Genomic DNA, 26,899 nt, shown 5'->3' with positions numbered 1-26,899 from the left:
GGGTCACATAAGAGACCACTGCATCCAATTCATTTTGCATAGAAATGGCGTGCAGTGGTAGCGCTATGTATTTTGACTACGTTTCAAGTCGCGAATGATAAAACGACTTGGGTGCAGCTTGTGGCTAATGTTTTGCTCTAAAGGTGAGGGGGTATCCGTGATTAAGCTGGCAATAAAGCAAGCGCTCAGCGGGGTCGAAATCAGTCCCCTTGAACCATGACCAATATTTACGTATAGCTGCTTATTTGGCTCAGCGACTTTGTTAGATTTCCATTTTGCATTTTTGCTCAATCTGGAATAGTGCTGATGATAAATCTCTGCCGATTGTATCGGGCCGACAATCGGAGTGTAATCAGGCACAGCGCAACGAAATGACACCCTACCTTCGCAATCTTTGCTTGCAAATGTATCGCTTTTTAATCCAAGTAGATTTTCGAGAATAGCAAGGTTCCTATTGTGTCCCTCTTCTCGCACAGCGGTATCTTTATCTTTCAAATCATAGGTTGAGCCAAAATGGATCAGGCCCTCGAGCGGTGGTGAAACATAGCCAAATTCACACAATACTTTGTCTATATTGATTTTTTCTGCGGGTTCGCCTTTTTGTCGGCACGCATTGACAGCGTCCTTGACGTTCATTTGTGACACTTGTCCTCGGATCGCATAAATAGGCAAATGGGAAAGGTCGTTGAAGGCTTTGCTATCATTTGCTGTGCATAACACAACATGAGAAAAAACATCGGAGTGGCTGGTTGAAGCGGCTTGCCAGCCCGTTGCCGTGCCATTTTCTTGTTGTTCACTGAGGTATTGCAATTGCTTCAGTTTGGTATTGAGCCGCAGCTGAATGTTTGGGTGAGATAACAGTGTCTCACAAAGTTTTTTCGGTGCTACCCAGCCTGATAGGGGTAATAATAAGCTGTCTTTTCTGTTTGTTGCGGCGTGTAAAATGCTTTGCGGATAGAGTTGCTGGTCTAGCAATTTTTGAAAACGCTCGGCTTCTTTGTCATTTTTGGGAATTTGAATAAGGCCGCATTGATCCCAAAAAGTGCCCACCGTATCCAGTTTGTTGTAGAGTCGGGCCGCATAGAGGTAAGCCGCGAGATAAAAGCGGTTCAGATAGGTGTCTTGTGTTGTTAGTTTGGGGTATAGCATGCCTTGTGGGTTGCCCGAGGCGCCGTCCGCAATGGCGTTATCTTGTTCCCATACTTCTACTTTGATGCCTTGTTTGGCCAGTGCATAAGCGGTATTAGCGCCAGCCAATCCACTGCCAACCACTAATACTTTAGTGACCTCTGACCGCTTATCACAGCGAAGATTGAACCATGATTTACCCTGTGCCATGCGTTCAGACAATGGCGCTGTGGCGGTATTGAGTTCACCGACAGACATTTCTCTTTTTTGTCCAAAGCCTTTTACTTTGCGGACATCAAAGCCAACATTTTTTAATCCTCTGCGCACAATGCCAGCGGCGGTGAAAGTTGAGAACGTGGTGCCTTGGTGGCTAAGACGATGGATATGTTTAAACAGGTTGTCAGACCACATTTCAGGATTTTTGCTGGGGGCGAAGCCATCTAGAAACCACGCATCGACATCGGCATTTAGCGCTGCAAAACCGTCTTCAGCTTCACCAAACCAAAGTGTTAATTGGACTCGACCTTGTTCAAGCTCAATGCGATGAAAACCATGACAAACGTCAGGATAGGCGTTAATTAATGGCTGACTGAAATGCGCTATGGAAGGCCACATTTTTAATGCATCGGCCAACATGGCCTTTGTCATTGGAAACTTTTCCACCGAAATAAAATGCAGCTGTTTATCGTCGGTTGCGCTGTTTAAAAATGCTTGCCAAGCACATAAAAAATTCAGCCCTGTGCCAAAGCCCGTCTCAGCAATGACAAAGGTGTTGTTTTGCATGGACGACCAGCGATCACTCAGGTGATTATTGTTTATAAATACATGGCGCGTTTCTTCGAGACCAGACTCTTTATCAAAGTACACATCATCGAACTGGCTTGAGTGAGGCGCGCCATCGTCTCCCCAACGGATGTCAGGAGGGGAGAGTTGGTAACTAGTTAACACGCGTCACGCTCTCGATAATCACTGGGGTGGTTGGGACATCTTGGTAAGGTCCGACGGTGGATGTTGGTACGGCTGAAATAGCGTCCACTATTTCCATGCCTGAGATCACTTTACCAAATACTGTGTAGCCTGCTGCGCCACGAGTACCATGGTTTAAAAAAGCATTATCAACTTGATTAATAAAAAACTGTGATGTGGCGCTATTTGGATCTTGGGTGCGCGCCATGGCTAATGTGCCTCGATTGTTGGCCAGTTGATTGTCGCCTTCATAAGCGACGGCCTTATGCGTTGTTTTGCGCTCTAAATCGCTGGTGAACCCACCGCCTTGAACCATAAAGCCACGAATCACGCGATGAAAAATGGTACCATTATAAAAGCCTTCATCAACGTAGCGTAAAAAATTGGCGACGGTTTTAGGAGCGGCGGCGTCTTCTAGGTCGACTCGAATGGTACCTTGATTAGTAATAATATCGACTTCAGTGGCGTTGACTTGTGAGCAAAGTGCAAGCAAGGCCAAACTGGTGATAAGAGATTTACGCATGGTGCTACTTCCTTATTAAATGAGTCAGCAATAGTATAAGTTGTGTTATGGCGTGTTAAGACGCCTTGTTAATTTACCGGAGAGAAAGCAAATGCGAACTGCAACCGTTGAGATTGAGTATTGTACATTATGTCGTTGGATGTTGCGCGCCGCTTGGTTGTCTCAAGAACTGCTAACGACATTTGATGATGATATTAAAAGTGTCACCTTGATACCAACCCAAGGCGGGATTTTTAAAGTCAGAGTGAACGGTGAAGAGATTTGGTGTCGAAAAAAGAAGACGGTTTTCCTGAGGCAAAAGTATTAAAACAAAGAATGCGAGATGTAATAGATCCAGAGCGAGATCTAGGTCATTCCGATGTTAAAAAATAACCCATTTTACACAGCCCTTAGCAGAAGCAAGGTCTAAGAACGATTATGTTCCCTCCCTGGGTCTTTGAAGGGGAGGGTTAGGGTGAGGTTTTAGGCGTTTGGAAAAACTTGTTTAAAAGGCTTTACGGTTACCCTTTCATAAACGCCTGCTGCCACATAAGGGTCGGCGTCAGCCCACGCTTTTGCTTCTTCAAGGCTGGCGAATTCAGCAACAACAACGCTACCACTAAAGCCAGCATCGCCTGGGTTGTCTGAGTCAATGGCAGGATTGGGGCCAGCTAACACTAGGCGTCCTTCGTGTTGTAGCGTTTCTAAGCGAGCCAAATGCGCTGGGCGTGCTTGCTTGCGAGCGTTAAGGCTGTTGGCCACATCTTCACCGATAATAGAGTAAAGCATTGTTATTCCTTATTTTGTAAGTGTGATGATAAGTAAATACCTTGTAGTATGATAAATACAAGGGTCATTCCTAATAAACCGAAGAGTTTAAAGTCTACCCAAATTTCTTCGCTGTAAGAAAAGGCAACATATAAATTTGCGCCACCAGAAATCATAAAAAAACCGACCCAAGCAAGGTTTAGCGTACGCCATACTTTAAAGGGAAGTTTTAATGTATCACCCATCATGCGTTGGATAATGTTCTTCTCTCCGATAAATTGGCTACCCAAAAATGCAATAGCGAAAAGGCCGTTTACAATGGTCGGTTTCCACTTAATAAAATCACCATCTCCTAATAAAATGGTTGCTCCTCCTAGCAAAACCACCAATATCAAAGACACGAGGTGCATTTTTTCTATGGTACGGTTTTTGAACCATGTAAAAGCCACTTGAATTAGGGTGGCAGGAATTAAAACAGCGGTGGCAATAATAATATCGCCTGTCATTTTGTAGGTAATGAAAAAAATAATAATAGGAAGAAAGTCAAATAGTATTTTCATATAAAAACTCGGTGAATGTATACTAAAATGTATGTATGCTGTTCTAATACTAAACACCATTCCTATTAAAGAACAGTCAATCTATGCCTGAAGCAGCAAGATATCGAAAAGTCGATTTACATACACATTCCACCTGTTCGGATGGACACTTTTCTCCTACCGAATTGGTGGATTTGGCTGTTGAACAGAGTGTGTCACTGTTCGCTTTAACTGATCATGACACACTCGATGGTCTTTCCGAGGCAAGACTTCGGGCCGCTGAGCATGGATTAAGTTTTATTAATGGTGTTGAGCTGTCTACCCAGTGGAATGGCATTCCTTTGCATATGGTGGCATTAAACTTTTCTGCTGATAATCCGACATTGTTGTCTATTGTCGAAGGCAACCAAGTAATACGTCTTGATCGTGCTCGGCGGATTGCGGATTTATTAGTGAAGCAAGGTTTGCCTGATTTATTTGACGAGGCGGTTGCGCTGGCAGGGAACAGCCAATTAGGTCGGCCGCATTTTGCCTCTTTACTGGTGGAAAAAGGTTTTGTAAAAGATGCTAACAAAGCATTTGATCGTTATTTGGGGAATAAGAAATTAGGGAAGTTGCGTGATGTTTGGCCAGAGCTCGAGCAGGTATTAACCGCATTGGCAGATCAAGATATGGCACTGGTACTTGCCCATCCCAAGCGTTATCCATTGACTGTGACGAAATTGAAACGCTTATTAAGTGACTTCAAAAAGTGGGGTGGAACAGGTGTCGAGATTGTCTCAGGTAATGAGCGTCCTGACAGTGTTCGTTTGCTTGAACGCTTGACGAGAGAGTTCGACTTAAAAGCCTCCGTCGGCAGTGATTACCATGGACCATTTGGTCCTTGGATGCAGGTGGGGAAATTCACTCAGATACATGAAAGTGAAGTGGATTTAGTTTGGCAAACTTGGTCATAGATATGGGGCAATGAGTCGTTTAATGTTGATATCGTTGCTTCTAGTGCTGTTGCATCATGATAACATTCGTCAGTGATCGTATTGGCCTTATGACGATTATGGTGAGTAGTTTGATAATTTTTTAGTGGAGAACAGGTTGAGTCAATTTTTTCAAATACATCCAGAGAACCCTCAAGCGCGCCTAATTAAACAAGCTGCAGAGGTTATTCGTAATGGCGGCGTTATTGCTTATCCAACCGATTGTGGTTACTCACTCGGCTGTCATCTAGGCGATAAGGCTGCGCAGGATCGGATTCGAGCCATTCGCCGCTTAGACGATAAGCACAACTTTACCTTGGTGTGTCGTGATCTCTCTGAAATTTCAACCTATGCTCGATTTGATAACCGTTTGTATCGGTTGTTAAAAAACAATACCCCAGGGCCTTACACTTTTATTTTCAATGCGACTTCGGAAGTGCCAAGACGACTTTTACACCCGAAAAGAAAAACCATTGGTATTCGAATTCCTAAAAATAATATTGTGGCGGCATTATTAGAAGAACTGGGTGAGCCAATTATGAGTGTGTCGCTTATTTTGCCAGGGGAGAGCGATACAATGACCGACCCTTACGATATTCGCGATACGCTCGAACATGCGCTAGATTTAGTGATTGACGGCGGTTTTTGTGGGCTAGAACCAACGACCGTGGTGAAGATGGACGCGGATAATATCGAAGTAATTCGTGTCGGTGCTGGTAATCCTGCGCCATTTCAATAAATTGTTGAATATTCAGCTGTCAAGGCTGACGGTGTGTGGATTATAATGCAAAAAATGGTTAATTAAATTATCAAAACTGGGTTGCTGAGAAGCATTCCCTCTAAGAGGTTCGTAATGGACGAAAAGTTACAAAAAGTATTAGCAAGAGCGGGTCAAGGTTCACGCCGTGAAATGGAAAATCGCATTCGTGAAGGACGTGTATTGGTAAATGGCGAGGTGGCGACATTAGGCGATCGCGTGAGTACCAAAGACACGATTACCATAGATGGTTATGCGATTGTACCAACAGAAGCGGGTGAAAATCGCCGAGTTATTATTTACAACAAACCCGAAGGTGAAGTGTGTACTCGTAAAGACCCTGAAGGTCGCCCAACGGTATTTGATAAATTGCCAAAACTGCGAGGCGAACGTTGGATTGCTGTAGGTCGTTTGGATATTAATACCTCCGGCTTGCTGCTGTTCACGACAGACGGTGAATTGGCAAACAGATTGATGCATCCTTCCACTGAGATTGACCGTGAATATTTGGTGCGTGTCATGGGGGAAGTGACAGAAGAAAATCTTGCCACACTCAAAAAAGGCGTGATTTTAGACGATGGTATTGCGAAATTTACCGATATTGTTGATGGTGGCGGTGAAGGTATTAACCGTTGGTTCTATGTCTGCCTGATGGAAGGTCGTAACCGTGAGGTGCGTCGTCTATGGGAATCTCAAGGTGTGAAAGTGAACCGTTTGAAACGTGTACGCTTTGGCCCTGTTTTCTTGCCATCAAAGGCAAAAGTAGGCCGTTGGGTAGAAATGGAAGCGCCTGATGTTAACTCATTGTGTGCCATGGTAGATCTGAAATTGTCTGAGTTAAAACCTAAAACTCAACAGCAGCAGCTTGAAGTAAAACGCCACAAGAATAAAGCAACGGCCGGCGGCGCTCGTCGTGCAGCGAAAGGGTTTGATTGGCAAAGTAGCGATAAACCTGAGTTTAAGCCGAAAAAACCAGGTAAGAGATCATTTCGTTAATATAAAAAGCAGTTAGGAGTGGTAGAGGCATGGTTCGCTGGTTATTTGCATTGATTGTCATTGTGATCGTTGGTTTCTTTATTTACGTTAAACTAGGAAATAAAATGCCAGAAGACCTTGGTGTAACAGATGGTCTTTTGAAACCTTGCCCTACTTCGCCTAATTGTGTGTCGACTCAAGCGTCACCAGACGATATGGTTCACTATGTAGAGCCAATTATTTATACAGGTGATCGTAAAGCGACTCAGTTAAAAATTGAGTCCTCTATGTTGAGCAAAGGAAGAGTTCGTATTGTCAGTAGTACTCTGGGGTATGTTCATTTTGAAGTGAAAAGCCCTTTTGTGGGGTATATTGATGATGTCGAACTGTATTTTCCTGAGGGCGACAGTGTTGTACATCTTCGCTCAGCTTCTCGGGTTGGTTATTCTGATTTCGGTGTCAACCGCGAGAGAGTTAGACAAATTACAGATCTTCTAGTAAATTGATTTTAAAGTCATTAACCCCAAAGTGATAATAACTGGACGAGGATTGCCCATGAGTGTAGACGACAACAAAAACATTTTGATTGTTGAAGATGATGAGCGTTTAGCGTTGCTGACTCAAGAGTATCTACAGAAAAATGGTTTTAAGGTTGATATTGAACCGGATGGACGTAAAGCTATTTCTCGTATTATTGCTGAGCAGCCTTCATTGGTTATTCTTGATTTGATGTTGCCCGGTGCAGACGGCTTTACTGTATGCAGAAGCGTGCGTAATGACTATAAAGGTCCTATTCTCATGCTGACGGCTCGCAGTGATGATGTTGATCAAATCTTAGGGCTAGAGATTGGTGCGGATGATTATGTCTCGAAACCTGCGAAACCTCGTGTTCTTTTGGCTCGGGTTCAATCTTTGTTGCGTCGTAGTACTCAAGATGTCGATCTATCACTTGATCTTACTAAAGCCGAGCAAAACCTGATATTTGGCCCCTTGACGATTGATAATTCGCGTCGTGAGGCATGGTTGCTTGAGGAAGAGGTTGAGTTGACCAGTGCTGAGTTTGATTTACTGTGGCTATTATCCAGCAACGCCGGTCGTATTTTGAGCCAGGAAGAAATTTTTGGTGAATTGCGTGGCATTGAGTACGATGGTCAAGATCGTTCTGTGGATGTAAGAATTTCCCGTATACGCTCAAAAATAGGGGATGATCCTATACATCCTCGTCGTATTAAAACCATTCGTAGTAAAGGTTATTTATTCGTAAAAGAAGTGTAAAGCGCCATGCAGGCTGAAATGTGGCGTTTGTACCGACATCTGGTTTTTGGTGGTGTCGTTATTGTTGTCTGCTGCTATGTGGTGATGGAGTTTACACAAATCCGCTTTGGTGCATCAAAGGCAGAACAGTTACTGTGTGTTGATGCCGAGTTTAGTTCGGCTTTACTGCTGTCAGGCGTGAGTCAAAAACTTCCAGATTCGCAATTCACTTGGACGCTAGCGTCCAAAGAATTGCCCTCAATTTCTAGCATTCCTTCCTTAATCGCTAATAAAACATGGCTTAAATTTCCAGATAGCAGTTATCAGCTCACCTTTGGTGAACCGGATTCTCCGATGTTGGTTGGGCGTGTGACGCAAGGTAACCAGTTGTTTAAACTGGAGTCTTTAGTTAAGTTTTTTTTGCAGACAGATCAGATCAGCCATCAAGATAAAATAGACCTGATAGAGGGCATGACTTGTCTTTCTATGAAGAAAATATCCACTGGTGTATCGGACTCTGTGACTGGTGTGGCGTTAGTTCATGGTGCATACAGTGAATATGGTTTTGTGTGGCAAGATAAAACCGCTGACGAGTCTGTGTATTTGTCTGTTGCCTATAATGATAGCCTTTCACTAACATTGGTTGTGGTTCTTGTTGTTGGTATTGGTATCACCATTATGCTGTTGTTGATTTGGCGTGAACTGGTTTCGTTGGATTTTAAACGCAAAACCTTCGAAAGCATTACTCGTCAAATTGCTCGCGGTCGAAGCAGTTTGCCAAAAGGCATTCCTGACAGCAGCGGTACCTTGAAAGAGTTGGCCTATTCTTTTGACTCTATGTCTTCTCATATACAGCGCTTGTTGAAAGTTCAACGAGAAATGATCAACGCTATTTCTCACGAGTTAAGAACGCCAATTGCCCGATTGAGGTTTGGTCTAGAGGTCATGAAGGATGAAGTCAATGACGATGTGGCGAAAACCATTGAAGCATTGGAGGGGGATGTTGAAGAGCTTAATAAATTGGTTGATGAAGTACTCACCTACGGTAAATTAGAGGGTGGATCACTGGCTCTGAACTTTAAAGAACTTTGTATTGCTCAACTTGTTGATAATATTTTGCAGCATAATCATTTGTTACTTCAGCATTTAAATGTTGAAGTGCATATTGATGAAAATGATCTCGTTTTGGCCGATGAGCATCATTTAAGCCGAGGCTCTGCAGAACCTCATTTTGAATGCTTCAAAGTACGCGAACAGTAAGATTGTGATCACCTTCTCACAGGATGAAGAGCGTTGGCAGTTAGACATTGAAGACGATGGCCCTGGTATTGCGTTTGAAGACAGAGATAAAGTCTTTATTCCTTTTCAGCGTTTAGATAACAGTCGCACACGAGCGTCGGGCGGGTATGGGTTAGGTCTGGCAATCGTTCAGCGTATCGCCTTCTGGCATGGCGGTGCGGTACTGATCGATGCGAGCGAGTCTGGTGGGGCTAAGTTTAGTTTGATTTGGTCGCGTAATCAGCATCAGAAGACATTATCCTAATGCTGGATCTGCAACGAATACTGCACTTTGCCAATATTTTGCCTTGTCTTGACTGCGCCCGTGACATCGTTTGAAAGTGAAACTGGGTTTTGAGTGATGTTGTTAAAGTTCGGGCGCTAGAATTCCTTTTAAGTTTTTAAAGCAAGTCTTTGATGCCGTGGAGATGAGATCTTCCATGTAAGCATTCTCGCGCTGATCTTTTCTTATTGCCAAGTAGAGCTTGCACCAAATCCCTTCTTCACCTAATGATTTGGTAATCACGTATTGTCGATTGGTGTACTCTGTTAAGGCCCAGTTTGGCAAACAACATACACCACGTCCACTGGCGACTAACTGCATCATCATTAAGGTGAGTTCACTGTGACGGATTTTGGCTGGTGATACGTCTGCTGGGTTTAAGAAGTGTTTGAAAATGTCCAATCGTTCGGTTTCTACCGGATAGGTAATCAGGGTTTCTTTTTCAAAGTCTTCTGGTTTTAAAAATTCTTTTTTTGCCAGTGGATGGTGTCGAGATAGGGCAACCTGAGATTCATATTGAAATAACGGAATGTATTCAATATTAGGAATATCTTGGGGGTCCGAGGTGACGACTAAATCTAAATCGCCGCGGGCAAGGGCTGGCAAGGGCATAAAACCAAAAGCAGTGGAAAGATCGAGTTCCACATCTGGCCAATGTTCACGGAAATGGTCAATAGTAGGCATTAACCATTCGTAACAGCTATGGCATTCGATAGCAATGTGTAGGCGGCCACTTTCGCCCTCTGCAAAACGCTGAATATCACGTTGTGCTGAGCGAAAAGAAAGCAACACATCGTCGGCCAATTGCAATAAACGTAGTCCCGCACTGGTAAAGCGAACGGGCTTGGTTTTGCGAATAAACAGCGGACAGCCTAATTTTTCTTCAAGATCTTTGAGTTGATGCGAAAGCGCTGACTGTGTTAAGTGAACGCGTTCAGCGGCTTCAACTAAGCTGCCTGTTTCTCTGAGTGCGGTCAGTGTTTTTAAATGCCTAACTTCAATAATGCTCATAGTGATTCGCTGTTGATGAGTTTTTTCAATCTTTGAGTTCAAAAAAAGCTCGCTAACGAGAGGGCGAGCGAGCCTATTTTGTTATTGGCACAACAAAAATTCAAGTAGTGCTTTTTGTGCATGGAGACGGTTTTCGGCTTCATCCCAGACCACACTGTCAGGGTGATCAATGACATCCGCTGATACTTCTTCGCCGCGGTGAGCAGGAAGGCAGTGCATAAAGAGTGCGCCCTTATTTGCCTTAGCCATTAGTGCAGAATTGACCTGGAAGCCTGCAAAATCTTTTAAACGCTGTTCTTGTTCATCTTCTTGCCCCATCGATGCGAAAACATCGGTGACAATTAAATCCGCACCTGTTGCTGCTTCGTGGGCATCATGCAGAACTTTTACCCGGTCGCTGTGTTGTGCCACCAAATCCGCATTCGGTTCATAACCTACAGGGCATGCTACAACTAATTGGAAATCCAGCAAAACCGCCGCATTAATGTAGGAGTTGCACATATTATTGCCATCACCGACCCAGACGACTTTTTTGCCTTCGATCGAACCTCGATGTTCTTGATAAGTCTGCATGTCAGCAAGCAGTTGGCAAGGATGATAGTCATCTGTTAGTGCATTGATAACTGGCACAGAGGAATATTTAGCAAAAGTTTCAACGGTTTTATGGTCAAAGGTGCGTATCATGACAGCGTCGACCATACTGGAAATGACGCGTGCGCTGTCTTCAACAGGCTCACCGCGACCAAGTTGGGTGTCACGGGAAGAAAGAAACAATGCGTGACCACCAAACTGGGCCATGCCTGCTTCAAAGGAAACTCGAGTTCGCGTCGAGGATTTTTCAAATATCATCGCTAAAACTCGGTTTTTTAGCGGTTGAAATAGAGTGCCTTCATGATGGATTTTCTTAAGCTCAGAAGCTCTCAATAGTAACTGTTTTAACTCGTCGGAAGTTAGATCCTTCAGAGTAAGAAAATGTCTGGGCGACACGCTAGGACTCCTTGATAGTCTTTTGAAAAAGGGAATCGACCAATTTAATACACTCAGGTAGGCGAGTAAAGGGTAATTATCAAGAGAAAGTGCAAAGGAAAGCTTCGTCTTGGGGTTGTAAATATACCACTAGACCCCATAAACTGAGCCAAGTTTAATGATTTTAATCGTCTTTGATTAAGTAAGGGAAGAAGCAGGGCCTTTTCCTGATCAATTGACCGCAGCGCAGTGAGGTTTTTAGCATGAGTAATACAATCGAAACAATTAAAGAGCAAATTAGCACGAACGATATTTTGCTATACATGAAAGGCAATCCTCGTGCCCCTCAATGTGGTTTTTCATCACAGGCGGTACAGGCATTAATGTCTTGTGGCGAGCGTTTTGCGTTTGTGAACATCTTGGAAAATCCAGACATTCGTGCAGAACTACCAAAGTTTGCAAATTGGCCGACATTCCCTCAGCTTTGGGTCAAAGGTGAGTTGATTGGTGGTTGTGATATCATCGTTGAGATGGCCGCTAATGGCGAACTGCAGGCTTTAATCAAAGAGGCTGTAGGGTCTTCCGAAGAATAAGTTTTTGGGTTGCTTAGGGATCTAAGTGACAGTATCGCGTTAAACACTAGCCTTATAAATTAAGCAATAAAAAGGAGACGTATAAAGATGTCTATTTTAGTTGGTAAAAAAGCCCCAGATTTTACTGTTCCAGCTGTATTGGCAGATGGTCAAATTGTTGATTCTTTCAACTTAGCTGAAACGATCAAGGGCAAATATGCGATTGTGTTTTTCTATCCGTTAGACTTCACATTCGTATGTCCTTCAGAAATCATTGCCATGTCTCACCGTATGGATAAATTCCGTGAAATGGGCGTAGAGGTTATTGGTGTGTCTATCGACTCTCACTTTACTCACAATGCTTGGCGTAATACGCCGGTTGAGCAAGGTGGTATCGGTGCTGTTGAATACACGCTAGCGGCTGATATGGATCATGCGATTGCCAAAGCTTACGGTATCGAGTCTGAAGGTGGTGATTCTTATTACCCAGCTGGTGTTGCGATGCGAGCTTCTTTCGTAATTGACCAGAAAGGTATCGTTCGTTCACAAGTTGTAAACGATGAGCCAATTGGCCGTAATATGGATGAATTGGTTCGTATCGTCGATGCGCTTCAGTTCTTCGAAGAGCACGGTCAAGTTTGTCCAGCTGGCTGGAATAAAGGCGACAAAGGTATGACGACTTCACCTGAAGGTGTTGCTGCTTACCTTGCAGAAAGTGCTAAGTCTTTGTAATTGACTCGTTTTGCATTTTAAAAAACGCACGCTACTTTTTGTAGCGTGCGTTTTTTTATGAGCGGATTTTATTCTTCATAAAGTTCGAGTGGTAAACCATCTGGATCGGCGAAAAAAGTAAAGCGCTTACCTGTTAGTTCATCCAAGCGAATATCCTCTGTGGGCACGTCTTGGCTGTTTAAGTGATGAATGCAGGCTTCCAAGTCTTTTACCGCAAAGGCAAGGTGTCTTAAGCCCTGTGCTTCTGGTCGAGAGGGGCGCGCTGGTGGTGAAGGAAAGGAAAAAAGCTCGATTTGTTGATTGTTACTAATGGCCAAATCTAATTTATAGGACCGGCGAGCGTCTCGGTAGGTTTCATTAATAATGGGAAAGCCAAGAATTTGCGTATAAAAATGCTTTGAAACCTCATAGTTAGAGCAAATGATGGCGATATGATGAATATGAGATATCTGAAGCATAATGCTAACCTTCTTTGATAAGTTATTGTTTACTTTGTTCTTTTAGCTCATTGGCGACATCAATGACTTGTCGTCTGAACCAAATATGGCTGGCATCGTGATGCAGCAATGGGCTCCAAATCATTTTTAATTCAATTTTAGGTATTTTGAAGGGTGGCTCTAATATTACTAGGTCTGGATTTTTTCTGTTTACCATGGCGACTTTTCTGGGCAGTGTGGCAATCAGATCTTGCTCCAGAGCCAAATGCATGGCGGTATGGTAGCTTCGGGTAAATACACGAATGCTGCGTTTATGATTCAGTGCTTGCAGCGCTTCATCAACCCACCCTAGCTTTTGGACATCGGTTGGATCCATGCCGACGCCTACGCCAAAGCCTGTTTTGCTCACCCAGATATGCTGTGCCTGTAGGTAAGCGTCAATGTCGAAATGATCTTTAACGGGATTTTTTGAACTCATCATGCAGACAAAGGTGTCGAACCAGACACTTTTTTGATGGAAAGATTGGGGCAGTTCCTCAAAACGGTTGATCGCCATATCAATTTTACCCGCTTCCACATCGTGAAAGGTCACATCGCTTGGGGTCATAATGTCTAGGGTAATGCCCGGCGCGTATTCTCGTAGGCGGTTTAACAGCCGTGGAATGACCGTTGAAGCTGCGTAGTCACTGGCCATGATTCTGAACACCCGTGTACTGGTGCTCTCGTTAAAATCAGCTTCAGGTTGCAAGGCCTCTTCTAGCTCAAGTAAGACTTTGCGTACAATCGGTTGTAAGCGTAATGCTTTTTCGGTGGGCTTCATGCCCTCACTGGTACGAACGAGTAACGGGTCATTTAATAAATCGCGTAAACGTTTTAATCCATTGCTCATCGCAGGTTGGGTAATGTTTAGCTTATTTGCTGAGCGTGTGACATTGCATTCTCTGAGCAAGACATCGAGATAAATAAGAAGATTAAGATCGATTTTATTAATGTTCATACTTGTTATGTCACTCGTGATGTTTGTTTATACAGATAAATAAAGAGAGAGATAAGCAAGCATCGTACAGATATAAAAACGGCCTGCTTATCATTCTCAGAGCGTCGACAAAATTGGAGCGGCACAGCATAGGTCAATAAAACGCTGCGCATTTTGTGTTAAGGCGGTATTTTTAGGAGTCACAATCAATAAGTTCCGGTTGAGTTCCAGTGGGGTTTGGTAAAGGCGAATGAGTCCAGCGTTGAGTTCCTGTGAAATCGCCATTCTTGACAAGCAACCTAAGCCCATTTGATGAATAACCGCTTGTTTTACGGCTTCCATGTGTGCCAAAGATAATACTACATTCAGTTGAGGAATTTCAGCGGCGGTGGCTTGCTCCAAAATATTACGCGTACCGGAACCTGACTCGCGCATTACCCAACTGGCTTGTTTTAGATCTTCCCAAGAAAGATGCTCTGGACGGTCTTCTTCTGTGGAGCCAAATACCACCAGTTCATCTTTAAGCCATACTTGTGTCATGAGACTCGGCATGTTGGCAGTAGCCTTCAATAAAACCTACTTCAGCTTTGCCCGTGAGCAATTGCTGAATCACACTTTGTGTATTGCCTATGTCCAGATTAAATCGAATATTAGGATGTTGTCGTTTGAAAAGGGACATTTGTTTGGGCAGTAAATAATTGCCAACACTGACGCTGGCGGCAAGATGCAGTGAGCCACTTAATTCATCTTCGTTGCCCATGCTTTCAATTTGTTCTATTTGGCTGAGCACAGCGCGTGCTTGCGGCAGTAAGTGTCTAGCTTGAGGGGTGATTTGTAAGCGTTTACCGTGGCGACGAAAAAGTGGCCGTCCTAACAAAGCTTCAAGTTCCCTGAGGGCTTGGCTTGCTGCAGGTTGGCTAATAGAAACCAATTCAGCCGCCGCCGTAACGGAGCTCCGTATGTACAACGGCTTCAAATATTTGTAATTGTCTAAGTGTTATTCTCATTAGGTAATTGTAGCTCTGTTTCTATTTTGATGAGTAGTGCTATTCGCTATGTACGTTGTAAATAGGAGAAGCGATGAAAAAATCCAGACAATTGGTTGTTTATTTTACTTTTATGGTATGAAATATGCTTCGATTTTGAGTGAAATACTCAGTCTGTATTTGGTCTGTGTTATTTGCTTCCACAAGGAGCAACTTTACAACCCTTTTTTATTAACCAAAAGTTAATATCGCTCTTGTTAAGGATTTTTTATGAAAACTACCCACCGTTGGCTTTCTATTTTAGAAGGCTGTCTTTTGGTTGCCTTAGGTTTGCATATACTCAACTCGTCTGGTTTGCTGATAAGTGGCACGGCTGGTGTCGGTATGATCTTGTTAAGATTAACGGATTTGTCTTTTGGTCAGTTGTTTTTCTTACTCAATTTACCTTTTTATATATTGGCTTGGTACACACTCGGTCGAGCTTTTACGATGCGAACGTTCGTGAGCGTTAGCCTGTTGTCAATATTGACTGAGCTGATGAAGGAACATGTGTATTTGTCTATTCATCCGGCGTTATCTGGTGCATTAGGCGGCCTGTTGGTTGGATTTGGATTGATTATTTTGTTTCGCCACAATGCGTCTTTAGGTGGGCTGAATATTTTATCCGTTTACTTGGAGCGACGCTTTTCGATTCACGCTAGTAGAACGACCCTCGTTGCCGACATCCTTGTTTTGGTTGCTGCTATTGCGTTTCTTGATATCGGTCATTTGGTTTATTCTCTGCTGGCGTTCTTATTATTAAGCTCTGTTGTGGGTCGTTATCATCGGCCACCTAAATGGGCGCAAATAGCGGTAGTAGAAAGTAAGCCTTAAAAAAATCTACTTGGTCTTTGTATTTAAAAAAGGCTTTATTATGGTGCAAGCAGCTTTGCTATTGTGCCAAATGGGTCTTTTAAAGAGAAATATTTTGCCTAAAAATGCTGATGTAGCCTGTTGGATGTTTTTTTATATTGCTAACGAGATGGATATTTTGTAAGAAACAGGGTTAATATTTGGGGCGTGGTTTAATTGGTTAATTATGGCATTCTAATGACGTTAATTAAGAGGCTTTTGCTCTGGTTGACGATTGAGGTAGAGCGCTCATTAGGTAATTGTCAAATTAAAAAAAGGCATGGATAGGTATGAAGCACCCCCCAACAGTGTTAATTGTCGATGATGTACCAGAAAATTTACGCGTTCTTAAGGATGTGATGGATGCATTGGATTGCCAGATTGTCGTCGCGAATTCGGGTGAGAGAGCATTAGAGCTGTTAGAAAGAACGCAACCATGCCTTATTTTATTGGATGTTATGATGGGGGGGATCGATGGGTTTGAAACTTGCCGTCGAATTCGAGTCCACCCTTTACATAAAGATGTGCCTGTTATTTTTGTAACAGCCTTAGCTGACGATATCAGCCGAGGTTTTGCGGCAGGTGGTAACGACTATATTGGTAAACCGATTCGTATTGAGGAAGTGCGCTCCAGAGTTCAGCATCAATTGGAAAAGTTTCAATTGGTCAATGAATTAAAAGAATTAACGTCCTCATTAGAAGAAAAGGTACGAGAACGTACGGCCGATTTAAACCTTGTCAATCGAAACTTGCGTAAAGAAGTCAACGAAAGACGGTACATGCAAGATCGACTAAAATACCTAGCACAACATGACTTTGTGACCCAGCTTTACAATCGTGATGCGTTAGATGAGCACATTTCTTATCTTATATCCGGCATTCAAGCCAAAACTTCTCAATTTACACCCTATTTTATTCTTATTGATATTAATGAGTTTCGCCTAATTAACGACTCTTGCGGTTGCATTGCTGGTGATGAGTTATTACATCAATTGGCTTCTTTGATAAGTGAACTTACCGATCCTCAGCGTGATTTTTGCGCACGCTTAAGTGGCGATAAGTTTGCGATAGTAATGAGCAAGGGGGGAGTCAAGGGGTGGAGTCTTTTTTTCGCTTATTGCAGCAAGGCATCAAAAGTTTTTCGTTTGTCTGGGATGAACGTCACTTCCGAATGAGCGTGACTCAGGTGGCTATCCCAGTCACGCTTGATATGGTGTCATTTGAGCAAGTGGTGATGTTGGCGGACGAAGTGTGTTATTCAAGCAAAAAATCTGGGGTGCATTCTCGGATCGTTAAAAACGCGAAAGACCTTGCCTATGAAGAGCATCGTGGCAATTTAAACTGGGGATTACGCATCATTGATGGTCTTGAAAAAGACCTATTTGAAGTGCATTTTCAACAGGTGTGTTCTTTAATACAAGACGAGTTCCAAAAAGAAAATTGAGATATTGGTTAGACTCAAAGATGAAGAAAACGGCGGGCTAATTTACCCCAATGACTTCATTCGAGCCGCTGAGCGTTTTGGCATAGTGTCAAAGATAGACCGTTGGGTGATTAGCCACACCATGCGCCAGTTATATGAACAACCTAGTTTGTGGGAGTCGATTGATCAGGTCGCTTTGAACGTCTCTGCTTTGTCGGTACGTCAAGTCGACTTTGCTGAATTCATCGTACAAGAATTAAAGCGTTATCAATTAGCCGGCCATAAGTTTTGTTTTGAAATTACCGAAACGGAGGCGCTTAATAACTTTGCTGATGCGAGGCGCTTTATGTCTGTATTGCATGAGCATGGCTGTAGTATTGCCTTAGACGACTTTGGTACAGGGTTTTCGTCGTTTGCTTACTTAATGGATTTGCCATTTGATTTGATCAAAATAGACGGCATGTTTATTAAAGATATGCACATTAATAAAATCCATCATGGGATGGTCGATTCGATTGTAAAATTAGCCAAAATGCTGAATAAGCCTGTGGTGGCCGAGTTTGTCGAAAACCAAAAAATAGTCGATGCATTACAATTGTTGGGTGTTGAATGGGGGCAAGGCTACTTTTTTCATAAACCGGAAAAGCTTTAGGGCAAAAAGTCAGCCTATAAATCATGATGAAAGGTTAGGGGATTCTTTACATGGATATCGAGTTGCCTATGATTTTCAAAGCTTTAGTTGTTTTGTTTTTCGCGACTGTGCTGGTGTTGGTGGCGTTACAGCTGGCTTTTCTACTGCGCTTTAAATTGCTGCAACGCCGATATTCTCGAGCTATTTTAGCCACTAATGCTGGTGTGTGGGAATGGTTTCCCGAAACTGGCCGCTTGTATGCTTCCTCCGAATTTTTTATGCAGTTGGGGTTTGAAGAAAGCCGAACCCCGAAACATCTTGACGACTGGTTGGCCTTTTTGACGCCAGAAAACCAAAGCACATTCCATTTATGGAAAGACGCACTATTAGAGCAAGAAGCTCATCTTGTCCCTAAATCCACGCGTTTACAAATTCGAAACCATCAAGATGAATGCTTTTGGATAAAAATGCGCGGCAGTGTAACGCGTAGAGACAGTCACAATAGAGCGCTAAGTGTGGCGGGGATTTTTGAGGAAATCGGTCATCTTGTTGAAACGGAAAATGCATTAATTCTGGCGCGGGAAGAAGCGAGACGTCGAGAATTAACATTATCGTCTTTACTCAATAATATTCCTGATATTGTTTGGTCCAAAGATGAGCATGGGCGTTATTTGGATTGCAACCAAGCTTTTCTAGATTTTAATCACCTGTCCGCGGATGACATTAAAGGCAAGACGGATTTGGATTTAAACCTTGACGGTAAAGGTCAGTATTATCAACGTCGGGACGATGAAGCGTTAAAAACTGGTTTAACTTTACACGAGCAAACATGGGGCGACTCTAATGATGGCAGCGCACCTCGTTTATTTGAAGTTTATCGAGTACCGGTTATCGAGCCGTCAATTCACTTCCGTGGGACTTTAGGTATTGCCACAGACATTACTGAACGTCATCTGCTTATCAATCAACTGAAATTATTCAAAAGCTTTGCCGACAATTCCGCACAAGGTTTTGCTATGGCGACGTTAGATGGAAAAATTTCCTATTTTAATGAAAAGATACGTACTCTTTTGGGGGTGAAAGAAGAAGCGAATGATGCGTTTCTACAATCTCTGAATTACCTAGAATTCTACCCGGAGGTGAGTCAAAAGTTTCTCAAAGAAACCGTGATTCCTTATGTAAAAGAGCATGGTGTCTGGCAAGGAGAGTTACAGGCCAAAAGCCTAGATGGTCACATTTTTTCGACTTACGAAACGTATTTCTTATTACGTGATGAAGACGGCAAGCCGATTTCGTTTGGTGACATCATGAGTGACATCACCGAGCAGAAACAAGTTTCTTTGCAATTGGAGCAAGCAAAAGAAGCTGCAGAGCAAGCTAACCAAGCCAAGAGCCATTTTTTGGCAAACATGAGTCACGAAATTCGCACGCCTTTAAACGCCATTATTGGTTATGCCCAGCTGATTAGCGAAGACAATCAATTAACCAGTCTTTCACGTACTCGATTTTTATCGATTGCTAGCGCAGGTGAGCGTTTACTAGCACTTATTAACGATATCCTAGACATTGCCCGTATTGAATCCGGTCGGCTTGTTTTGCATGAGCAGAAAATCAATCTATGTCGTGAAATTAGCCAAATTGGTAGATTATTTCAGGGACAGGCTCAGACGAAGGGACTGGATCTTATTGTGCAATGCGACGTTGATGATCAGCAGCTTGTGTGGATGGATCCGATCAAATTTCAGCAAATTATCACCAATTTATTGGGCAATGCCGTTAAATTTACTTCTCAAGGTTACGTTAAAGTCATCGCACGAATAGAAGATGAACGCATTCATATCATTATTGAAGACACCGGCCCTGGTATAGAAAATGAGTTAATGGAGCATTTGTTCACGCCTTTTGTTCAAGGAAAAGCGGGTGAGGCCTCCGGTGGAACGGGGCTTGGATTGGCGTTATCGACAACCTTGGTGAAACTGATGCAAGGCTCACTATCCGTAAAAAGCAGTGAAGGTATTGGAACTCAGATTATGGTGGATCTGCCTTTGGCAAAAGTCAGTAAAAATGACCTAGAGGATATCGATGAACAAAGCGCATTTTTAAACATGCGTTTGAATGAGCCGATTCGAGTTTTGGTGGCTGAGGATGATGATTGGTCGCGGGATATTTTGGTGTCTTTATTGGAGAAAGCAGGGTGCCAGATTGTTGAAGCGGCCGACGGCGAGCAGGCAATCAAAGCGTTCAGAGCGAATCCGCCAGATTTGGTCATGACAGACATACGGATGCCCAATAAGACCGGTATTGATCTATTAAAAGTGATTCAGCAAGAAGATCCGCAGCGAAAAATACCTGTTATAGCTATAACAGCATCGACATTGGTGCATGAACAGCAGGCGTTGCTCGATGAAGGCTTCTGGCAAGTGATTGCGAAACCGTATCAAATAGAATTGATTTTCAAGGCATTAGTGACGCACCTAGACGTTCGCTTTGTACCCTTTTTGGATTCTAAAGCGGTGTTTAATGGCAGAGGTTTAGACGAATCGAATCAAGAAAACGCAGGTGAGGTTGCTCCTTTGTCAGTGCAGTTATTAACGGTAGAGGATTGGCAACCATTATTGCTTGCGGCGCAAAGTGGGAATATGCAGGCAACGGAAGACGCTTTTGATACGTTATCGGCTTTACTACCAACGGCGTATCAAAAGAGGATTCGCTCGGCCATTGAACAATTTGATTTGGGGCGAGTGGAGACCTTGGTTGCGCAATACTCAGATCCATCAATAGTCCATTCAGACAAATAGTCCTCATTATATTGTTGTTACACTTATGCGTTTCGTTCAAGGCATGTTGAAACCTTTCGGTTTGACGCCAATCTAATACATGGATAAGGTCAGACAAGACAAATCATAGGGAAAACGCCTACAATAAAGGGTGATTTTTCTTTTTGACCTTAACGAACCACAACAGGTAGTTCCATGACCCGTTTAGCCTCCAGTGACTTTCCTTTTACCGCAGTAGCAGGGCAAGAGCCGCTTAAACTGGCATTGATTTTGTGTGCGATTAACCCACATATTGGTGGTGTTTTGATCAGCGGTCCACGAGGATCGGCCAAGTCTACCTTGGCTCGCGGTTTGTCTGGGGTCATGCCATCGCTAGACGGCGAACATTTAGCCCCTTTTGCGACTTTGCCACTGGGGACCAGTGAAGACCGTTTGCTTGGCGCGCTGGATTTAGAGCACGTTTTGCAAGACAAACAGGTCGCTTTTAAGCCCGGATTGTTGAGCAAAGCCCATGGCGGCGTGTTGTATGTGGACGAAGTGAATCTGCTGGCGGATCATTTGGTCGATCAACTTTTGGATGTGTCGGCCAGTGGTGTGAATCGTATTGAACGTGATGGTATCAGTCATGAACACGCAGCGCGTTTTTTATTAGTGGGTACCATGAACCCTGACGAAGGTGAATTGCGTCCACAGCTAAAAGACCGCTTTGGTTTAATGGTGGCCTTGAGCAATCAATATAGTCTTGAAGAGCGTGTACAGATCGTACGTTTGCGCGATGAGTATGACCAAGATCCCCAGGCATTTTGTGACGCTTTTAAGTATAAACAACGTAATTTAAAAAACAGTATTCGCTTAGCAAGACACGCCTTAGAACAGGTGCGTTGCTCTGACGAGTTGCGTTTGGAAGTAGCAAGGCGTTGTCATTTAGCCAATATTGATGGCGTGCGTGGCGATATTGTTTGGATTCGAGCGGCGATGACTCATGCCGCTTGGCGTGGTGCAAAAGCCGTCGTCTTGGACGATATTCAAGCTGTGGAAGAGTTGGTATTGAGACATAGACGCCAAGTTAAAACACATAATCAGTCATCGCCTCCAAGCCCACCGCCGTCTCGTCGTCCTGATAGTTCGCGTTCGTCTTCGCAAAACAAAGGTAATCAGCCACAAGGTCAAGAAAGTTCTCAAGATAATCAGACAAATGAGCACAATGGTTCCGGTGAATGGGGAAGTATGGAGCCGCACGCGCTTGCTAGTAGTGCACCGATTAACGTGGGGGTGCAAATCGAGTCAAACGGACAAAGCTCAACACTTGCTCGTGTTGATGGGGTGGCGCCAGGAAAGCGCAAAGGCAAGCAGCTGAGTGGTTATCGTCCTGATGTTGCGCACCCTGTAGAGAGTTCGTCAGCCGATGGCATTGATTGGTTTCGTAGTATTATCAGTCAGCCACAAGCTTGGCCGCCGAAAGAGCTGATTCATAAACCGGCTAAAACAGGGCAGGCCGTTTTGCACTTGGTGTTGTTAGATACCTCGGCGTCAACTTTGAGCCAAGGCGTGTTTGCTCAAGCCAAGGGGGTAATTTTAGACATTGCCAACCGTGCCTATTTGGCCCGAGAACAGATCGCTATTTTAGGTTTTGGGCAAGACGGTGTGGCGTCGATTTTGCCCAAAGTTCGTGCTCCCAAAGAAATTGCCGATTTATTGGAAGATTTGGGCGCGGGTGGTGGTACGCCGTTTCGTGTTGCCATAGAAAATGCCAGTCAGTATTTGGCCCAACAACACAAGGCAACGACGGGTTTAAACAGCCAAACTTACATATTGACCGATGGCCGCACCCAAGCGGATGTGTCAGATCTTGTTTTACAGGGCAATACGGTGTTGATCGATACTGAAAATGCGCCAGTTAAGCGTGGTCGAGGTCAAGATATTGCCCAGCATTTGGGTGCGCAATACGTATTATTGAGTTCTTTATTAGAGAACTATTAAAAAACTTTTAGAGAACTGTTAGACACTTTTAGAGACTGTTTTATGACCACTTCTGTCGTTCATTGTCCCGCGCTATTTTTGACGGCGCCCGCGTCGAATCAAGGGAAAACTACCATTACCGCGGCCTTAGCACGTTATTTTACCAATAAGGGCAAAGTGGTTCGCGTCTTCAAAACGGGCCCAGATTACCTTGATCCACAAATTTTAGCGCAAGCTTCTAAGCAGCCAGTTGAACAGCTTGATATTTGGATGGCAGGGGAAGACTACTGCCAAGACAAACTGTACCAAGCGGCACAAATAGCGGATTTGATCTTGATAGAAGGCGCCATGGGCATGTTTGATGGCGAACCCTCTAGTGCCGATTTGGCGGCGCGTTTTGGTATTCCCATGGCGATTGTTATGGACGTTAAAGGCATGGCGCAAACCGCAGCAGCAGTAGCGACAGGCTTGGCAAATTTTCGTGATGACGTGCAAGTGGCCGGCTTGATTGCTAACCGATGTGGCAGCGAACGTCATGCTGAATTGATTCGCGATGCACTGCCTGCAAGCCTGCCTTTGCTTGCGACGTTAAAGCGTGATGACGAGATTACCTTGCCTGAACGCCATTTGGGTTTGGTGCAAGCGGACGAAGTGAAAGATGAACTAGAAATTCGCTTTGAAGCCGCTGTGGAATGGTTACAAAAAACGCAAGATACCGGTTTGTTAAGCTTGCCAAATGCGGTGCCTTTTTACTCTGCAAACCAAGTAGACGCTGAACAAACCATCGAGCAACACTTGTTAGGCAAAACCATCGCGGTGGCCAAAGACGCGGCCTTCAGCTTTATCTATGATGCTAACCTAATTGCGTTGAAAAGCTTAGGCGCGGAACTGGTGTTTTTCTCTCCCTTGCATGATCAAGCTTTGCCTAAGGCCGATGCCCTTTGGTTGCCGGGTGGTTATCCTGAGTTGCACAGCAAAACTCTGTCTGAGAACACCGCCATGCGTCAAGCCATTCAAGATTTTTATCAGGCAGGCAAAGGCATCTTGGCGGAATGTGGTGGCATGCTTTATAGCTTAGAGACGCTCACAGATTTAGAGGAAAACGAATACCCTATGTTGGGAATTTTAGCAGGCCAAGGCGCGATGCGGGGGAAACGTGGTTGCCAAGGTATGCAAACGGCCGTGACGCCGCAAGGGGACATTCGCGGGCACGCTCACCATAGATCTCGCAGCGCCAATACGCCTGTACCGGTCGGCTATGGTCGTCGACAAAGACACCCAGCCCCAGGGGAAGCGATTTATCAGCAGAAAGGTTTAACCGCCAGTTACTTGCATCTGTTTTTCCCGTCTAACCTTGATGCGACCGCTAAGCTCTTTTTAGCGAATTCGCAGGACTAGCGAGTTATGTGGCCAGAAAGTGCAGAATCCCCCGCGCCGCTGCGTACGGGTTTAACCACTGGAACGTGCGCGACAGCCTGTTGTGTTGCCGCCGCACAAGCACTTTTTGCGCAACAACAAGAGGCCAGCGTGAGTGTCACTTTACCCAAAGGCAAAGTGGTTGATTTGCCTATTATTGAATACCAAAAAATAGACGGTGGCATCAAAACCGCCACCATCAAAGACGCTGGAGACGACCCAGACGCGACTCATGGCGCGACCTTGTTTGTCGAACTGAGATTATCGTCAGAGCAAGGTGTGCGTTTTCATGCGGCGCAAGGCGTTGGCACAGTGACGCGAACCGGATTGCTGCTTGATGTGGGCGAAGCCGCGATCAATCCTGTGCCGCGTAAGATGATGACCGAACACTTAGAAGGCTTTGCGCAAACCTACCAATATGTTGGCGGTTTCGATGTGTCCGTTGGTGTGGTCAATGGGGAACAAATCGCGCAAAAAACCATGAATCCACGTTTAGGGATTGTAGGCGGCTTATCGATTTTAGGCACCACAGGCATAGTACGGCCTTTTTCCTGTGCGGCTTACATTGCTTCTATTCATCAAGGCATCGATGTAGCGCGAGCGAATCAATTGACACACATTGCGGCCACGACCGGTAACGCCAGTGAAGACGCGATAAAAAGCCATTATCAGCTGGATGACATGGCTTTGATTGAAATGGGTGACTTTGTCGGCGCTGTGTTAAAGCACATTAAAAAAGTCGAAGCCACCGCACCCGCTCAACTGACTAAGTTAAGTATTTGTGGGGGCTTTGGTAAAATCAGTAAGTTGGCTCAGCATCATATGGATTTAAACAGTCGAGTATCCAGCATCGACCTTGGTGCCTTGGCACAATTGGCCGCCAGTTTGGGCGCCGATGACACCTTACAAGAACGCATGGCAAACGCCAATACCAGTGTAGAGGCCTTGTCATTTGCCATGTCAGAAGGTTTGCCACTGGCTGATGCTATTTGTCAGCAAGCCTTAGACTTTGCCAGAAAATACATTCCTGTCCACATAGAACTGGAAGTCTGGGCGATTGACCGCAAAGGCCAATTTGTTGGCAAAGCGTTGGATTCCACTAGGAAAAAAGGCACGAGCCATGAAGATTTTATTATTAGGCGGTACTGCCGATGCACGCCACTTGGCTGACGCATTACACAAAGAGGGTTTAAGCGTCATTTACAGCTTGGCGGGGTTGGTTCGCGTGCCCAAGGTGGACTGCCAATTGGTGGTCGGCGGATTTACCCAATTTGGTGGTTTGGCTCAGTATTTAACAGACCATAACATTGGCGCGATATTAGATGTGACCCATCCTTACGCGCAAACCATGAGCAGTAAAGCCGTAATAGCAGCCAAAGAAGTCGGCATTCCTTGCTGGCGTTTTCATCGTCCTGCTTGGCAACAAGAAGAGGGCGATCGTTGGCAAGATTATCAGGACGAAGCCGATTTATTGGCTCAGTTAGCGGGCTGTCGTCGGCCATTGTTAAGCGCTGGACAAATGAGCGAAGCCTTACTTGAGTGTATTTTGCAATTGCCCAGTGTCGAACGCATTGTTTGGCGAACAGCGGTTGAACCCAAGTTTTCTTTGCCAGACAACATCCATTGGATAAAAGCCATTGGGCCATTTGCCTTAGAAGACGAGCGTCAATTATTAGTGGATCATGGCATCGACGTCATCGTCAGTAAAAACAGCGGCGGTGCGGCGACCTATTCAAAGCTCGAAGCAGCGCGCGAATTATCCATTCCCGTTTTATTGCATGCTCGCCCCCTCTTGTCAGAAGCCGAGCGTGAATTTAATGACACAGAAGCATGCCTGCAAGCTTGTCTAGCTGCTTGGGGCAAGGCTTCTACCCATTTTAAGCATCAACAAAAAAGCAGCCAACAGTGACGCCTTCAGACGACTATCAATACAACTATCAATACGAAAATAACCCTCAAGCCATTGAGAGTGAGAGCTTTCGTCAGATCCGTGAGTTAACGGATTTGTCTGGCTTGAGCCAAGATCAGCAACAAGTGGTGATGCGCGTGGTGCACAGTTTGGGTTTGCCAGATGTGGCTGAGCAAGTACGCTTCAGTGCCAATGCCACTCAAGCCGGACGTGAAGCGTTAGCCAATCATTGTGCGATTTTGTGCGACGTGGAAATGGTCAAGCAAGGCGTGACCAAACGCATGATAACGCGAGAACCCTTGTGTTTTTTGAACGATGCACGTACAGCAGAATTGGCGAAAAGCAAAGGTGAAACCCGTTCTATGGCCGCGTTGAGTTTGTGGCAAAATGACCTTGCTGGCAGCGTGGTATTGATCGGTAACGCACCAACCGCCTTGTTTCGCTTGTTGGAAATGATCGAGCAAGGCGCGCCAAAACCGGCTTTGATTATTGGCATGCCGGTGGGGTTTGTCGGTGCGGCGGAATCGAAAGAGGCGCTTTGGCAGGCACACGAAAAGCTCGGTATTGAATGTATCACCTTGCTCGGGCGCATGGGCGGCAGTGCGGTCACCTCGGCCAGTTGCAATGCTTTGTTGCGTTGTAATATTGGCGAGTATTATTAATGCATTCCATGAGCCTTGGTATTCAATGCACTTGCGCCTGTTTCGCAAGCTCAACGCGTCAGCGTGAATCAAATACCAAGGTTCTTGTTATCCGTTTTTTACTCTCGTTAATCCACCTAGCTTAATT

30 protein-coding genes are annotated in these 26,899 nt (G+C 44.5%); 20 read left to right on the top strand and 10 right to left on the bottom strand.

Annotation, left to right across the window (positions count from 1 at the left end; all coding sequences use genetic code 11):
- Nucleotides 1–63: 63 nt before the first annotated feature.
- Together mnmC and AC0L6V_RS11200 are read right to left on the bottom strand one after the other, a co-directional pair.
- Nucleotides 64–2,076 carry a bifunctional tRNA (5-methylaminomethyl-2-thiouridine)(34)-methyltransferase MnmC2/FAD-dependent 5-carboxymethylaminomethyl-2-thiouridine(34) oxidoreductase MnmC1 gene (mnmC, locus tag AC0L6V_RS11205; RefSeq protein WP_265218647.1) on the bottom strand — a complete coding sequence of 671 codons (2,013 nt, stop codon included), beginning with the start codon at nucleotides 2,074–2,076 and terminating at the stop codon, nucleotides 64–66.
- Nucleotides 2,066–2,617 (bottom strand): peptidylprolyl isomerase, encoded by a 552-nt coding sequence (locus AC0L6V_RS11200; RefSeq protein WP_265218648.1) that lies wholly within the window; start codon nucleotides 2,615–2,617, stop codon nucleotides 2,066–2,068. The genes mnmC and AC0L6V_RS11200 overlap by 11 nt, the downstream gene beginning before the upstream one ends.
- Nucleotides 2,618–2,708: 91 nt before the next feature.
- Here AC0L6V_RS11200 and AC0L6V_RS11195 point away from each other — a divergent pair, with 91 nt between their 5' ends.
- Nucleotides 2,709–2,924: an Rdx family protein gene (locus AC0L6V_RS11195; RefSeq protein WP_428981169.1), complete on the top strand. Its 216-nt coding sequence runs from the start codon at nucleotides 2,709–2,711 to the stop codon at nucleotides 2,922–2,924.
- A 155-nt stretch (nucleotides 2,925–3,079) separates the two neighbouring features.
- Here the strand turns inward: AC0L6V_RS11195 and AC0L6V_RS11190 are convergent, their stop codons facing one another.
- On the bottom strand, nucleotides 3,080–3,385 hold the full coding sequence (locus tag AC0L6V_RS11190; protein ID WP_265218649.1) for a YciI family protein: 306 nt from the start codon (nucleotides 3,383–3,385) through the stop codon (nucleotides 3,080–3,082).
- A 2-nt stretch (nucleotides 3,386–3,387) separates the two neighbouring features.
- Nucleotides 3,388–3,924, bottom strand: a complete 537-nt coding sequence (locus AC0L6V_RS11185) for a septation protein A (protein ID WP_409419813.1) — start codon at nucleotides 3,922–3,924, stop codon at nucleotides 3,388–3,390.
- A gap of 83 nt (nucleotides 3,925–4,007) precedes the next feature.
- Here AC0L6V_RS11185 and AC0L6V_RS11180 point away from each other — a divergent pair, with 83 nt between their 5' ends.
- From AC0L6V_RS11180 to AC0L6V_RS11150, 7 genes are all read left to right on the top strand, one after another.
- On the top strand, nucleotides 4,008–4,859 hold the full coding sequence (locus AC0L6V_RS11180) for a PHP domain-containing protein (RefSeq protein ID WP_409419812.1): 852 nt from the start codon (nucleotides 4,008–4,010) through the stop codon (nucleotides 4,857–4,859).
- A gap of 136 nt (nucleotides 4,860–4,995) precedes the next feature.
- Nucleotides 4,996–5,616, top strand: coding sequence for an L-threonylcarbamoyladenylate synthase (locus AC0L6V_RS11175; protein ID WP_111605355.1), 621 nt, complete (start codon nucleotides 4,996–4,998; stop codon nucleotides 5,614–5,616).
- Nucleotides 5,617–5,730: 114 nt separating this feature from the next.
- Nucleotides 5,731–6,630 (top strand): 23S rRNA pseudouridine(2605) synthase RluB, encoded by a 900-nt coding sequence (rluB, locus tag AC0L6V_RS11170; RefSeq protein WP_111605354.1) that lies wholly within the window; start codon nucleotides 5,731–5,733, stop codon nucleotides 6,628–6,630.
- A gap of 29 nt (nucleotides 6,631–6,659) precedes the next feature.
- On the top strand, nucleotides 6,660–7,115 hold the full coding sequence (locus tag AC0L6V_RS11165) for a DUF1499 domain-containing protein (RefSeq protein WP_265218654.1): 456 nt from the start codon (nucleotides 6,660–6,662) through the stop codon (nucleotides 7,113–7,115).
- 49 nt (nucleotides 7,116–7,164) lie between these two features.
- A complete protein-coding gene (locus AC0L6V_RS11160; protein ID WP_418139028.1) occupies nucleotides 7,165–7,884 on the top strand; it encodes a response regulator in 720 nt (239 codons plus the stop codon).
- A gap of 6 nt (nucleotides 7,885–7,890) precedes the next feature.
- Nucleotides 7,891–9,123: a histidine kinase dimerization/phospho-acceptor domain-containing protein gene (locus AC0L6V_RS11155; RefSeq protein ID WP_418139027.1), complete on the top strand. Its 1,233-nt coding sequence runs from the start codon at nucleotides 7,891–7,893 to the stop codon at nucleotides 9,121–9,123.
- A gap of 4 nt (nucleotides 9,124–9,127) precedes the next feature.
- Nucleotides 9,128–9,406, top strand: coding sequence for an ATP-binding protein (locus AC0L6V_RS11150; protein ID WP_418139026.1), 279 nt, complete (start codon nucleotides 9,128–9,130; stop codon nucleotides 9,404–9,406).
- A gap of 102 nt (nucleotides 9,407–9,508) precedes the next feature.
- Here the strand turns inward: AC0L6V_RS11150 and AC0L6V_RS11145 are convergent, their stop codons facing one another.
- Both AC0L6V_RS11145 and argF read right to left on the bottom strand, forming a co-directional pair.
- Nucleotides 9,509–10,435, bottom strand: a complete 927-nt coding sequence (locus AC0L6V_RS11145; RefSeq protein WP_321160334.1) for a LysR family transcriptional regulator — start codon at nucleotides 10,433–10,435, stop codon at nucleotides 9,509–9,511.
- Between the two features lie 81 nt (nucleotides 10,436–10,516).
- Nucleotides 10,517–11,422, bottom strand: a complete 906-nt coding sequence (argF, locus tag AC0L6V_RS11140) for an ornithine carbamoyltransferase (protein ID WP_409419809.1) — start codon at nucleotides 11,420–11,422, stop codon at nucleotides 10,517–10,519.
- Between the two features lie 242 nt (nucleotides 11,423–11,664).
- Here argF and grxD point away from each other — a divergent pair, with 242 nt between their 5' ends.
- Both grxD and AC0L6V_RS11130 read left to right on the top strand, forming a co-directional pair.
- Nucleotides 11,665–11,994: a Grx4 family monothiol glutaredoxin gene (gene grxD, locus AC0L6V_RS11135; protein ID WP_111605349.1), complete on the top strand. Its 330-nt coding sequence runs from the start codon at nucleotides 11,665–11,667 to the stop codon at nucleotides 11,992–11,994.
- 87 nt (nucleotides 11,995–12,081) lie between these two features.
- Entirely contained in the window at nucleotides 12,082–12,705 is a 624-nt protein-coding gene (locus AC0L6V_RS11130) for a peroxiredoxin (protein ID WP_265218658.1), read from the top strand.
- Nucleotides 12,706–12,773: 68 nt separating this feature from the next.
- Here AC0L6V_RS11130 and gloA2 read toward each other — a convergent pair whose 3' ends face one another.
- The 4 genes from gloA2 to AC0L6V_RS11110 form a co-directional block, all read right to left on the bottom strand.
- Nucleotides 12,774–13,163, bottom strand: coding sequence for an SMU1112c/YaeR family gloxylase I-like metalloprotein (gloA2, locus tag AC0L6V_RS11125; RefSeq protein WP_265218659.1), 390 nt, complete (start codon nucleotides 13,161–13,163; stop codon nucleotides 12,774–12,776).
- A 22-nt stretch (nucleotides 13,164–13,185) separates the two neighbouring features.
- Nucleotides 13,186–14,139 (bottom strand): LysR family transcriptional regulator, encoded by a 954-nt coding sequence (locus AC0L6V_RS11120; RefSeq protein ID WP_111605346.1) that lies wholly within the window; start codon nucleotides 14,137–14,139, stop codon nucleotides 13,186–13,188.
- Between the two features lie 96 nt (nucleotides 14,140–14,235).
- Nucleotides 14,236–14,658, bottom strand: coding sequence for a LysR substrate-binding domain-containing protein (locus AC0L6V_RS11115; protein ID WP_265218661.1), 423 nt, complete (start codon nucleotides 14,656–14,658; stop codon nucleotides 14,236–14,238).
- Nucleotides 14,639–15,094: a LysR family transcriptional regulator gene (locus AC0L6V_RS11110; protein WP_418139025.1), complete on the bottom strand. Its 456-nt coding sequence runs from the start codon at nucleotides 15,092–15,094 to the stop codon at nucleotides 14,639–14,641. The genes AC0L6V_RS11115 and AC0L6V_RS11110 overlap by 20 nt, the downstream gene beginning before the upstream one ends.
- Nucleotides 15,095–15,374: 280 nt before the next feature.
- Here AC0L6V_RS11110 and AC0L6V_RS11105 point away from each other — a divergent pair, with 280 nt between their 5' ends.
- From AC0L6V_RS11105 to AC0L6V_RS11060, 10 genes are all read left to right on the top strand, one after another.
- The gene (locus AC0L6V_RS11105) at nucleotides 15,375–15,977 is read left to right on the top strand and encodes a DUF6198 family protein (protein WP_265218663.1); all 603 of its coding nucleotides are present in this window, start codon (nucleotides 15,375–15,377) and stop codon (nucleotides 15,975–15,977) included.
- A gap of 308 nt (nucleotides 15,978–16,285) precedes the next feature.
- Nucleotides 16,286–17,170: a GGDEF domain-containing response regulator gene (locus tag AC0L6V_RS11100; RefSeq protein ID WP_265218664.1), complete on the top strand. Its 885-nt coding sequence runs from the start codon at nucleotides 16,286–16,288 to the stop codon at nucleotides 17,168–17,170.
- Nucleotides 17,167–17,439 (top strand): hypothetical protein, encoded by a 273-nt coding sequence (locus tag AC0L6V_RS11095; RefSeq protein WP_418139024.1) that lies wholly within the window; start codon nucleotides 17,167–17,169, stop codon nucleotides 17,437–17,439. The genes AC0L6V_RS11100 and AC0L6V_RS11095 overlap by 4 nt, the downstream gene beginning before the upstream one ends.
- A gap of 4 nt (nucleotides 17,440–17,443) precedes the next feature.
- Nucleotides 17,444–18,070 carry an EAL domain-containing protein gene (locus tag AC0L6V_RS11090; RefSeq protein WP_265218666.1) on the top strand — a complete coding sequence of 209 codons (627 nt, stop codon included), beginning with the start codon at nucleotides 17,444–17,446 and terminating at the stop codon, nucleotides 18,068–18,070.
- A gap of 50 nt (nucleotides 18,071–18,120) precedes the next feature.
- Entirely contained in the window at nucleotides 18,121–20,847 is a 2,727-nt protein-coding gene (locus AC0L6V_RS11085) for a hybrid sensor histidine kinase/response regulator (protein ID WP_265218667.1), read from the top strand.
- 174 nt (nucleotides 20,848–21,021) lie between these two features.
- A complete protein-coding gene (locus AC0L6V_RS11080) occupies nucleotides 21,022–22,806 on the top strand; it encodes an ATP-binding protein (RefSeq protein WP_265218668.1) in 1,785 nt (594 codons plus the stop codon).
- A 42-nt stretch (nucleotides 22,807–22,848) separates the two neighbouring features.
- Nucleotides 22,849–24,183 (top strand): cobyrinate a,c-diamide synthase, encoded by a 1,335-nt coding sequence (locus AC0L6V_RS11075; RefSeq protein ID WP_409419807.1) that lies wholly within the window; start codon nucleotides 22,849–22,851, stop codon nucleotides 24,181–24,183.
- Between the two features lie 6 nt (nucleotides 24,184–24,189).
- The gene (locus AC0L6V_RS11070; protein ID WP_418139023.1) at nucleotides 24,190–25,371 is read left to right on the top strand and encodes a cobalt-precorrin-5B (C(1))-methyltransferase; all 1,182 of its coding nucleotides are present in this window, start codon (nucleotides 24,190–24,192) and stop codon (nucleotides 25,369–25,371) included.
- Entirely contained in the window at nucleotides 25,322–26,110 is a 789-nt protein-coding gene (locus AC0L6V_RS11065) for a precorrin-6A/cobalt-precorrin-6A reductase (protein WP_265218671.1), read from the top strand. Before AC0L6V_RS11070 ends, AC0L6V_RS11065 begins: the two co-directional genes overlap by 50 nt.
- Entirely contained in the window at nucleotides 26,107–26,772 is a 666-nt protein-coding gene (locus AC0L6V_RS11060; RefSeq protein WP_265218672.1) for a precorrin-8X methylmutase, read from the top strand. Before AC0L6V_RS11065 ends, AC0L6V_RS11060 begins: the two co-directional genes overlap by 4 nt.
- Nucleotides 26,773–26,899 lie beyond the last annotated feature (127 nt).

It is taken from the genome of Marinomonas sp. G8-14, from assembly GCF_055808935.1.
This window is presented reverse-complemented; position numbering and strand designations above follow the sequence as displayed.